Consider the following 3,540-nt stretch of genomic DNA (forward strand, 5'->3'; position numbering starts at 1 on the left):
AACCGACAAACATTCAACAAACGATTTGCTACCACCGAAAAATCTACGATTTCCCAGTCGCACAAATCATATAAAAACTCGTTGTATAAAATGGCGGAATTTCCTCCGAAATTCCTAATTTGAGTTTTATGAGTTAAAAATATCAAACTGTCAGAGTCACAAACCGATAAAATTAATGAGATAGAAAAAGTTGAAAACTACTTCTACTCTATTTGATAAACTTGAATCTAATAAAATTCACCGAAACGGATAGATTTTGCACAATTGCGGAGTTATGAATTAAAACGGATAAATTGAGCAATGAAAACGAAAAAACTCATTGAAACGTGAGATTTTAGCTTTGAATCGGAAAAGTATTTATGATAAATTAATCTAAACCGAGAAATTTCAGATTTTATTAATCATTGTCGATTTGAAAATCAAAACGGATATTGAGCAATGAAAACGGAAAAAGTTTTTATGATAAATTAAACTAAAAAGACAATTTTTTGATTTTATCAATAATTACGGATTTGAACGTTGNTGTTATACAAACCCGTTGGCATTCATTACGAAAATGAACTAATTAACTATTTTAAAATTAAATATGAGATTTATATTTATACTTTTTTTACTAATAACAATCTCTTGTACAAACAAGAACAAATCAAAAAAAACCGAAACAAGTTTTGATAGCACTGAAAACTTTATTGCAGTTTTAGACACTATTTGGCAAACAGAACAAACACCAATTAGGTTAAGGGATTCATTAATGAGAATCTACGGATCAGAATCAAAAGAATACAAAGAACAACAATTGATATATGAGAAGAACCACATCATTAATGAAAAAAAAGTAAGGACTATTCTTGACAATTATGGATGGCCTACAAGAGAAATGATTGGAGAACAAGGAAATTGGACAATATGCAATGTCATTCAACACGCAGACAATGAAGTCCGAATAAAATATCTCCCAATGATGAGAAAAGCTGTAAAAGAGAAAAAGTTAGAACCTCGTTTTTTAGTAAGAGCTGAAGATAGAATTGCAACAGAAAAAGGGGATTTACAGATTTATGGAGGACAGATGAAATATTACCCCGAAACAAAAAGTTTTAATGTTTGGCCAGTATTTGACCCTGAAAACATCGATAAAAGAAGAACCGAAATCGGATTAGAACCAATCGCAGAATTTCTAAAAAACAGATTTGATTTTGAGTGGAATCTAGAGGAACAAATAAAAAGGTCTGAAAAATTCGAAAGAGAAAGACAGTCAAAAAAATAATAACGAAATGCCAACAATGGGTATAATTTATGCTACAATTTAAACTAAATAACGAACAGACCAACATTCAATAAACGATTTGCTACAACCGAAAAATCTCCGATTTTTCAGTCCCACAAATCATAACCCTAAACCGTTAGCCACTATTACTGATGAAAAAATTTAGAACTCATTTAATTGTAGATTTAAAAGATTCGACAATTATTGAAAATTTGATTTTTGAGTATATGGAATTATTATTGCTAACAGAATCCTCAAATTCTTTTTTTAGTTCTAAAGATGGAATGAGACAATCATTTTATACATATGGAAAGAGTACTGAAGATATAACTCCGAATGATGACATACCTTTAAACGAACTTATAATCATAGCAGATAATGAAGAAAAAGCAGAGGATTTACTTTCATTAATTCATTGTGGAATACTACTAGCTTACCCAGAACCAGGTTTAACAAATAATTTCACTTTCTTAAAAGAATATAAAGAATCTGAAAATGAATGGTACAAGGAAAAACCTTTCATTAAACACTACCAGAAAATTGAAAATATAGGATTTGGGTGTATAGTTGCAAACAAAGCAATCAAATCTAAACAATTATGTTATGCAATTGAAAAATATAAAGTAAGTTTAGATTTAAACTCCTTCACTCCTCATTCAGCCAATCCGAGATATGGGCAGGTTTTTGAGCATTACGATGTTAAACATAATTATCATACAAGAGGAGCTTTCGCAATTATTTCAGCTTTTTCGGTAATAGAGGAATTAGAACTAGAAATTCGGTCAAGTAATAAAAATCCAAGATTTTTAAATACTGAAACTGGAGAATGGAATCCTAAAGTTCTTGAAAATATTGAGAAACGTCTTGAAAAATCTGAAATTGACTCCAAATTAACATTTGATTGGATTTATAGAGGAAATCCTACTCGTATTGAACAAGATATAAAACCTTTTTTTGGATTTGATTCTGAGTGGGTTAAATACGGAGCCGAAGTACGAGATAAAACCTTAACAATCCCTGAGGCTATTCATAATGTTAGTTACTTGAGAAATTTTATTGCTGCTCATAAATTTAGAGAATTGACCCAGTATATTAGTCCATATGATATTTTCAATACACAAACATTAGCAAGATTATTAATTTTACGAAAAATGAAATTATGGGAAACAATGTTAGAATAAAACAGTGGCTAACAATGCATAACCAAAATTGTTGCATTTAGTAAAATAGAATAATTCTTAATACTAATTTTATTAAATTTATCAAACGAAAAAAATTGCAAACCAAAACACAACTTTGGTTATACTAAACCGTTAGCTGTAATAAAAAAAAAGATGAAAAAGAAAGTTTTGATTACTATATTATTTTTTACTGTATTAATGACTTTTGGTCAAGAAAAAATAATAACTCAAAAATTTACAACTTCTCGAGTTGAAAAGATAGATTATTCAAAGATTTATGACAAAGAAACTGGAGAAAAGATAAATAAAAAAGACTTTATTAAGATTATTGAAAATAACCCAAATTTACAATTAGACGAAATTATTGGTGTTAATGGAAAAATAGAAAAATATTTAGTAAACTTATCAAAACAAAACAACAAAATAATAAATAACAGAAAAAACCCGATTCTCAAAGGAGAGTTATTTCCAAATTTTATTGCAAAAACGATTGATAAAAAAAAGATCGAATTAAATAAATTTAGAGGGAAAATTGTTATTTTAAGATTTGAATTAGAGGCAAACAGTTTTAGATTTAAAAAACAAGAAATTAAACAAATTGACAGTTTGATTAATAACCTTAAAAACACAAATGAGGAGATTAAAGCAATCATTTTCTTTGCTTCGAATGAAACAGACATAAAACAAGGCTTTGATTTACCTGAATCGAATTTCGAATTAATTCCTAATGCGTTGAACTTTCAAGAAAGATATTCGATTACACGATTTCCAACTACAATTGTAATTGATGAAAATGGAAAATTAGTTGATTACTATAAATCTATAGATGAGATGAATTTAAACAAAATGATTACAGAATAAACTACAGCTAACAACTCATAAAATTTATGCTTACTTTTAAACTAAATAACGAACTGACAAACATTCAACAAACGATTTGCTACGTCCGAAAAATCTCCGATTTTCCAAACGCACAAATCTTATAAAAGACCGTTGGCGTACATTCTGAAAGATGTAAATTCCTGAAATAGGTTGACTAAAAATTAAACACTTTTAGTTAAACTATGGACACAAGCAAAAAACAACCCTGCCGAA

3 protein-coding genes are annotated in these 3,540 nt (G+C 28.5%); all 3 read left to right on the forward strand.

Features of this window, described 5'->3' with window-relative positions; translation table 11 throughout:
- The first annotated feature begins 586 nt into the window (after window positions 1-586).
- The 3 genes from ACFQ5N_RS14050 (at window position 587) to ACFQ5N_RS14060 (ending at window position 3,306) form a co-directional block, all read left to right on the forward strand.
- Window positions 587-1,264 (forward strand): DUF6624 domain-containing protein, encoded by a 678-nt coding sequence (locus ACFQ5N_RS14050; protein WP_386810411.1) that lies wholly within the window; start codon window positions 587-589, stop codon window positions 1,262-1,264.
- 152 nt (window positions 1,265-1,416) lie between these two features.
- Window positions 1,417-2,445, forward strand: a complete 1,029-nt coding sequence (locus tag ACFQ5N_RS14055; protein ID WP_386810412.1) for a hypothetical protein — start codon at window positions 1,417-1,419, stop codon at window positions 2,443-2,445.
- Window positions 2,446-2,598: 153 nt separating this feature from the next.
- Entirely contained in the window at window positions 2,599-3,306 is a 708-nt protein-coding gene (locus tag ACFQ5N_RS14060; protein ID WP_386810413.1) for a peroxiredoxin family protein, read from the forward strand.
- The last annotated feature ends 234 nt before the right edge of the window (window positions 3,307-3,540 follow it).

The sequence above is a fragment of the Lutibacter holmesii genome, from assembly GCF_042679665.1.
Lineage (GTDB): Bacteria > Bacteroidota > Bacteroidia > Flavobacteriales > Flavobacteriaceae > Lutibacter > Lutibacter holmesii.

What these genes read in the sequence shown, in the direction of transcription:
- ACFQ5N_RS14050 (WP_386810411.1), top strand. Translation starts at nt 587, where the DNA reads ATGAGATTTATATTTATACTTTTTTTACTAATAACAATCTCTTGTACA.
- ACFQ5N_RS14055 (WP_386810412.1), top strand. Translation starts at nt 1,417, where the DNA reads ATGAAAAAATTTAGAACTCATTTAATTGTAGATTTAAAAGATTCGACA.
- ACFQ5N_RS14060 (WP_386810413.1), top strand. Translation starts at nt 2,599, where the DNA reads ATGAAAAAGAAAGTTTTGATTACTATATTATTTTTTACTGTATTAATG.